The organism is Pseudomonas bharatica (genome assembly GCF_048586865.1).
Classification (GTDB): domain Bacteria; phylum Pseudomonadota; class Gammaproteobacteria; order Pseudomonadales; family Pseudomonadaceae; genus Aquipseudomonas; species Aquipseudomonas bharatica.
In genome coordinates, this window is record NZ_JBMAWR010000010.1 from 181,669 (window position 1) to 188,333 (window position 6,665).

At 64.1% G+C, this 6,665-nt stretch carries 7 protein-coding genes; all 7 read left to right on the plus strand.

Features of this window, described 5'->3' with window-relative positions; all coding sequences use genetic code 11:
* Positions 1-119: 119 nt before the first annotated feature.
* The 7 genes from ACKLLE_RS14165 (at position 120) to ACKLLE_RS14195 (ending at position 6,605) form a co-directional block, all read left to right on the plus strand.
* Complete coding sequence (locus tag ACKLLE_RS14165; RefSeq protein WP_420058314.1) at positions 120-926, plus strand: NAD-dependent epimerase/dehydratase family protein; 807 nt, start codon at positions 120-122, stop codon at positions 924-926.
* A gap of 25 nt (positions 927-951) precedes the next feature.
* Positions 952-1,833, plus strand: coding sequence for a glucurono-1,5-lactonase (locus ACKLLE_RS14170; protein WP_420058316.1), 882 nt, complete (start codon positions 952-954; stop codon positions 1,831-1,833).
* Positions 1,834-1,900: 67 nt separating this feature from the next.
* A complete protein-coding gene (locus ACKLLE_RS14175; RefSeq protein ID WP_420058317.1) occupies positions 1,901-2,866 on the plus strand; it encodes a TRAP transporter substrate-binding protein in 966 nt (321 codons plus the stop codon).
* Between the two features lie 60 nt (positions 2,867-2,926).
* Entirely contained in the window at positions 2,927-3,454 is a 528-nt protein-coding gene (locus tag ACKLLE_RS14180) for a TRAP transporter small permease (protein ID WP_420058318.1), read from the plus strand.
* Complete coding sequence (locus tag ACKLLE_RS14185; protein ID WP_009394346.1) at positions 3,455-4,735, plus strand: TRAP transporter large permease; 1,281 nt, start codon at positions 3,455-3,457, stop codon at positions 4,733-4,735. It begins immediately after the preceding gene.
* Between the two features lie 58 nt (positions 4,736-4,793).
* Positions 4,794-5,717 carry an EamA family transporter gene (locus ACKLLE_RS14190; protein WP_420058319.1) on the plus strand — a complete coding sequence of 308 codons (924 nt, stop codon included), beginning with the start codon at positions 4,794-4,796 and terminating at the stop codon, positions 5,715-5,717.
* 24 nt (positions 5,718-5,741) lie between these two features.
* Positions 5,742-6,605, plus strand: coding sequence for an aldose 1-epimerase (locus ACKLLE_RS14195; protein ID WP_064303356.1), 864 nt, complete (start codon positions 5,742-5,744; stop codon positions 6,603-6,605).
* The last annotated feature ends 60 nt before the right edge of the window (positions 6,606-6,665 follow it).

Sequence of the window (6,665 nt, forward strand, 5' to 3'; positions counted from 1 at the left end):
TCGAAGCGGGGGTCGCACCGCGATCCCCGCAACCAAGCGTTGACAGGCAGGCGGATCGCTGTCGATAATCGCCAAAGTCATACGACAACCTACAACAAATCAGACAACAAGGGCCGGCCATGACCACCATTCCCTTCAAGCGCCTGCTGCTCACCGGAGCCGCAGGCGGCCTGGGCAAGATCCTCCGTGAGCGCCTGCAAGGCTTTACCGAGGTGCTGCGCCTTTCCGATATCAGCCCCATGGCTCCTGCCGCGGGCCCCCATGAAGAGGTCGTGACCTGCGACCTAGCCGACAAGGCGGCGGTACATGCGCTGGTCGAAGGTGTCGATGCCATCATCCATTTCGGCGGCGTGTCCACCGAGCATTCCTTCGAAGAGATCCTCGGCCCCAACATCTGCGGTGTGTTCCACATCTACGAGGCGGCCCGCAAGCACGGGGTGAAGCGGGTGATCTTCGCCAGCTCCAACCACACCATCGGTTTCTATCGCCAGGACGAGCGTATCGACGCCCGTTCCCCGCGTCGTCCGGACAGCAACTACGGCCTGTCCAAGTGCTATGGCGAGGACGTCGCCAGCTTCTATTTCGATCGCTATGGCATCGAGACCGTCAGCATCCGCATCGGCTCCTCCTTCGATCAACCACAGAACCCGCGCATGCTCTGCACCTGGCTGAGCTACGACGACCTGACCCAACTGATCCAGCGCGGCCTGACTACCCCCGACGTCGGCCACACCATCGTGTTCGGTGCATCCGACAACCGCACCGTATGGTGGGACAACCGCTACGCCGAGCATCTCGGTTACGTGCCCAAGGACACCTCCGAAGTCTTCCGTGCCCAGGTGGAGGCCCAGCCGGCGCCGCCTGCCGATGATCCCTCGATGGTCTACCAGGGCGGCGCCTTCGTCGCGGCCGGACCGTTCAACTGATCCCGCGCGCCAGGAGGCTTGGCCCATGAAATGCGAACTGATCGTCGACGCCCGCAACGGCACCGGTGAAAGCCCGGTGTGGCACGCCGCCGAGCAGGCCCTGTATTGGGCCGACATCCCCGCCCGGCAGCTTCATCGCTGGAGCGCGGCGGATGGCACGCACCGGGTCTGGCAGGGCGAGGAAATGCTCGCCTGCATTGCCCGTTGCGGCGACGGTTGGGTGGCCGGCATGGAAAGCGGCATTTTCAAGGTGACCGCCAACGCTGAAGGGCGCCTCGACAGCCGCCAGCTCAGCCCGGTGCAGCATGCCCGCGACGGCATGCGTTTCAACGATGGGCGTTGCGACCGCCAGGGGCGTTTCTGGGCCGGCACCATGCTCATGGACATGCAGCAGGGCGCTGCCGTCGGCGCGCTGTACCGGCACGACGGCGAAGGCCGCCTGCATCGCCAGCTCGAGGGCATGCTGGTGCCGAACGGCCTGGCCTTCAGCCCGGACGGCCGGCGCATGTACCTGTCGGACTCGCACCCGAGCGTGCAGACGGTCTGGGTCTTCGACTACGACATCGACACGGCCACGCCGCACAACCGCCGGGTTTTCGTCGATATGCACGAACATCCCGGCCGCCCGGACGGCGCGGCCATCGACCAGGACGGCTGCTACTGGATCTGCGGCAACGATGCCGGATTGATCCACCGCTTCACCCCTGACGGTCGTCTCGACCGTTCGTTGCCCGTGCCGGTGAAAAAACCGGCGATGTGCGCCTTCGGTGGCGCCAACCTCGACACCCTGTTCGTCACCTCGATCCGCCCGGCGGGCATCGACCTCGCCGACCAGCCCCTGGCTGGCGGTGTGTTCGCTCTTGATCCCGGCAGCAAAGGCCTGGAGGAACCCGCCGCGCGCTATTGAACGCTACACCGCACGACCTGCCGTCATACAAGCCAAACCGGATAACAACAAAACACGGAGCTTCACCATGACTTTCAAACGCAAGCTGCTTCTTGCCGCGCTTCCCTTCGCCTTCTCCGCGTCCGCCTTCGCCCTGGATATCAAGTTCGCCGACGTGCACCCGGCCGGTTACCCGACCGTGGTCGCCGAACAGAACATGGGCAAGAAACTCGAAGAGGCCACCAATGGCGAAATCACCTTCAAGATGTTCGCCGGCGGCGTACTGGGCTCCGAGAAGGAAGTGATCGAGCAGGCGCAGATCGGCGCCGTGCAGATGGCCCGGGTCAGCCTTGGCATCGTCGGTCCGGTGGTGCCGGACGTGAACGTGTTCAACATGCCGTTCGTGTTCCGTGACCATGAGCATATGCGCAAGGTCATCGATGGCGAGATCGGCCAGGAAATCCTCGACAAGATCACCAACTCCGAATTCAACCTGGTCGCCCTGGCCTGGATGGATGGCGGCACCCGCAGCCTGTACACCAAGAAGCCGGTGCGTTCGCTGGAAGACCTCAAGGGCATGAAGATCCGCGTGCAGGGCAACCCGCTGTTCCTCGACATGATGAATGCCATGGGCGGCAACGGTATCGCCATGGACACCGGGGAAATCTTCAGCGCCCTGCAGACCGGGGTGATCGACGGTGCCGAGAACAACCCGCCGACCTTGCTCGAGCACAACCACTACCAGAACGCCAAGTACTTCACCCAGACCGCCCACCTGATCCTGCCGGAGCCGGTGGTGATGTCCAAGACCACCTGGAACAAGCTGACTGCGGACCAGCAGGCACTGGTCAAGAAGGCCGCACGCGAGGCGCAGTTCGAAGAGCGCGCGCTGTGGGACGCCAAGTCCGCTGCCAGCGAAGAGAAGCTCAAGGCTGCCGGCGTCGAGTTCATCGTCGTCGACAAGAAGCCGTTCTATGACGCCACCGCTTCGGTCCGCGAGAAATACGGCGCGCAGTACGCCGACCTGATGAAGCGTATCGACGCTGTCGAGTAATCCCTCCCACATCGACCCTGGTCGTGCGGCCCGTGCCGCGCGGCCGCTTTGGTGGTGCCTATGAAAACGCTTTTCCTGCGCCTGAACGACGTGCTCTACCGCGCCTGCATCTGGGTTGCCGGCCTGTCGATCCTGGCCATGTCGTTGATCATCCCCTGGGGCATTTTCGCCCGCTACGTGCTGGGCACCGGCTCCAGCTGGCCAGAGCCGGTATCGATCCTGCTGATGGTGCTGTTCACCTTCGTCGGCGCCGCCGCCAGCTACCGCGCCGGCGCGCACATGGCGGTGAACATGGTCACCGATCGTCTCGCCCCATTGCCGCGGCGCCTGGTTGGTGTGCTGGTACAGGTGCTGATGGTCCTGGTCTGCCTGTTCATGACCTGGTACGGCTTCAAGCTGTGCGTCACCACCTGGAACCAGTACCTGGCGACGCTGCCGAGCATACGGGTAGGCATGACCTACGCGCCGATTCCGGTCGGTGGCCTGCTGACCCTGAGCTTCGTGCTGGAAAAACTCATGCTGGGCGACCAAAGCCATCGCAAGGTGGTGCGCTTCGACCTGGTGGAAGAAAACGAAGGAGCTGCATAAATGGATGCCTTCATTCTTTTGGGCAGCTTCATCCTGCTCATCCTCATCGGCATGCCGGTGGCCTATGCCCTGGGCCTGGCGGCGCTGATCGGCGCCTGGTGGATCGACATCCCGCTGCAGGCGATGATGATCCAGGTGGCCAGCGGGGTGAACAAATTCTCGCTGCTGGCGATTCCGTTCTTTGTCCTGGCCGGCGCGATCATGGCCGAGGGCGGCATGTCCCGGCGCCTGGTGGCCTTCGCCGGGGTGCTGGTGGGCTTCGTGCGTGGCGGGCTGTCGCTGGTCAACATCATGGCCTCGACCTTCTTCGGGGCGATTTCCGGTTCGTCGGTTGCCGATACCGCGTCGGTGGGCTCGGTGCTGATTCCCGAAATGGAACGCAAGGGCTATCCGCGCGAGTTCTCCACCGCGGTGACCGTCAGCGGCTCGGTGCAGGCATTGTTGACGCCGCCCAGCCATAACTCGGTGCTCTACTCGCTGGCGGCGGGCGGCACGGTGTCGATCGCCTCGCTGTTCATGGCCGGTGTGATGCCGGGGCTGTTGCTCAGCGCGGTGATGATGGGCCTGTGCCTGCTCTTCGCGAAAAAGCGCAACTACCCCAAGGGCGAGGTGATCCCGCTGCGCCAGGCACTGAAGATCGCTGGCGAGGCGCTCTGGGGCCTGATGGCCATGGTCATCATCCTCGGCGGGATTCTCTCGGGCGTGTTCACCGCGACCGAGTCGGCGGCGGTAGCGGTGGTCTGGTCATTCTTCGTGACCATGTTCATCTACCGCGACTACAAATGGCGCGACCTGCCCAAGCTGATGCACCGCACGGTGCGGACCATCTCCATCGTGATGATCCTGATCGGGTTCGCGGCCAGCTTCGGCTATGTCATGACCCTGATGCAGATCCCGTCGAAGATCACCACGGCGTTCCTGACCCTGTCGGATAACCGCTACGTGATCCTGATGTGCATCAACTTCATGTTGCTGCTGCTGGGCACGGTGATGGACATGGCGCCGCTGATCCTGATCCTGACGCCGATCCTGTTGCCGGTGATCAACGGCATCGGTGTCGACCCGGTTCACTTCGGCATGATCATGCTGGTCAACCTCGGCATCGGCCTGATCACGCCGCCGGTAGGCGCGGTGCTGTTCGTCGGCTCGGCCATCGGCAAGGTCTCGATCGAGTCCACGGTCAAGGCGCTGCTGCCGTTCTACCTGGCGCTGTTCATGGTGCTGATGGCGGTGACCTACATCCCTGCAATCTCTCTCTGGCTGCCCAGCGTCGTGCTGTAAGCGGTCATTTGGGCGGGCCGGTACTGGCCCGCCTTTTTTTCGCATATGGATTTCGCACATGGCTGTTCCTTCCGCTGCACCCGGGCTGTTTCCGCGCAAGCTGGCGATCGCGCTCTTGGCGTTGCTGGCCTGTTCCTTCGCCGGCAACCATATCGCCGCGCGCTTCGCTTTCGATGACGGCACCGGGGTGTTGCTGGCGATTCTTTGTCGATCCGGGATTACCTTGCTGGTGCTGGCCGGATTGCTGGCCTGGCAGCGTCAGCCACTGGGGCTGCCGGCCGGAGCGTTGCGTTGGCAATTGCTGCTGGGCTTGCTGATCGCGACCCAGAGTCTCTGTCTGTATTCGGCCGTGGCGCGGATCCCCGTGGCCCTTGCCTTGTTGGTGGGTAATACCTTTCCGATGCTGCTCGCGCTGTTGACCTGGGCGCTGGGTGGGCCGCGTCCGACAGGGCGTAGCGTGCTGTTCATGGGCCTGATTCTCTGCGGGCTGGTCCTGGCCCTGGATGTGCCGGCGCGGCTGCTCGACAGCGGTGAGGCCAATCCGCACTGGACCCTCGGCGTAAGCCTGGCCTTCGGCGCGGCCTGTGCCTTTGCCTGCGCGCTGTGGATAACCGATCACAAGCTGGCCGCCATGCGCGGGCCGGTGCGCAGCCTGCTGACCTTGGTCATCGTCTTCTCCAGCATGCTGATCGCCGGGGTGAGCGGGGTGATGCCCAGCGGTTTGTCCGCACCGGGCACGACGGGAGGCTGGCTGGCGCTGGCGAGCCTGGTGGTGCTCTACGGCATCGCCTTCACCTTGCTGTTCGTCTGCGTACCGCGGCTGAACATGGCGCAGAACGCGCCGGTGATGAATATCGAACCCATCGCCACCATGCTGCTGGGCTGGGCCTTGCTCGACCAACAACTGAGTGGCCTGCAATTGCTCGGCGGCGCGGTGGTGGTAGGCGGCATCGCCCTGCTGACCTGGCGCAAGAGTGGCTGAGCCCTTTATCCACAGGAGCCTTCGATGGCCTTGAGCGAGCTGTACCTGCAAGACCGCCTGACCCGCCTCAGCATTGCCCCGGGGCTGGGCGGCAGCCTGGTCAACTGGGAAGTGAAGGCGACCGGGGAAGCGCTGTTGCGCCACGCCGATGACCAAGCGAAAGCCGCTGGCACGCCGCGCCGATTGGGTTGCTACCCGCTGTTACCCTGGTCCAACCGTATCGCCGAAGGCGGCTTCGAACGCCCGGATGGCTGGCAGGTGCTGGCGCCGAATACCGACCATGATCCCTATCCGATCCACGGCAGCGCCTGGCAACAGGCCTGGCAGGTGGATCATCACAGTGAGCGGCGGGCGCGGCTGACCCTCGATAGCAAATGGCCCTTTGCCTACCAGGCGACCCTGGATGTGCATCTGCATGAGGGTTGCCTGAACCTGGACCTGCACGTGACCCATCTGGATGAACAGGCCAACTGGTATGGGCTGGGCTTGCATCCGTATTTTCCGCGCTATCCGCAGACCCGCTTGCTCGCGCCGGCGCGGAGCGTGTGGCTGGGAGAGCAAGGGCGATTGCCTTGGTACGAGGCAGAGATTCCCGAGGACTGGCGCTTCTCCGAACTGTCCGGGTTGCCGGCACGGCAGGTGGATCATGCGTTCAGTGGCTGGGCCGGTGAGTGCGTGATCGAACAGCCGGGATATCGGCTGGAATGCCGGGCTACCGGGGCGGACTACTTCCTGCTGTTCTGTCCTGAGGACAAGCCGTTTTTCTGTGTCGAGCCGGTGAGTCATCCAGTGAATGCCCATCATTTGCCGGGGCGGCCGGGGTTACGGTTGCTGGAGCAGGGGGAGGAGGCGAGTCTGGGGTTCAGGTTGCAGTATCTGCCTGCTTGAAGAGGACCCTGTGGGAGCGGGGGGGGGCCCCCCCCGCGGGGGGGGGGGGGGGCCCCCCCC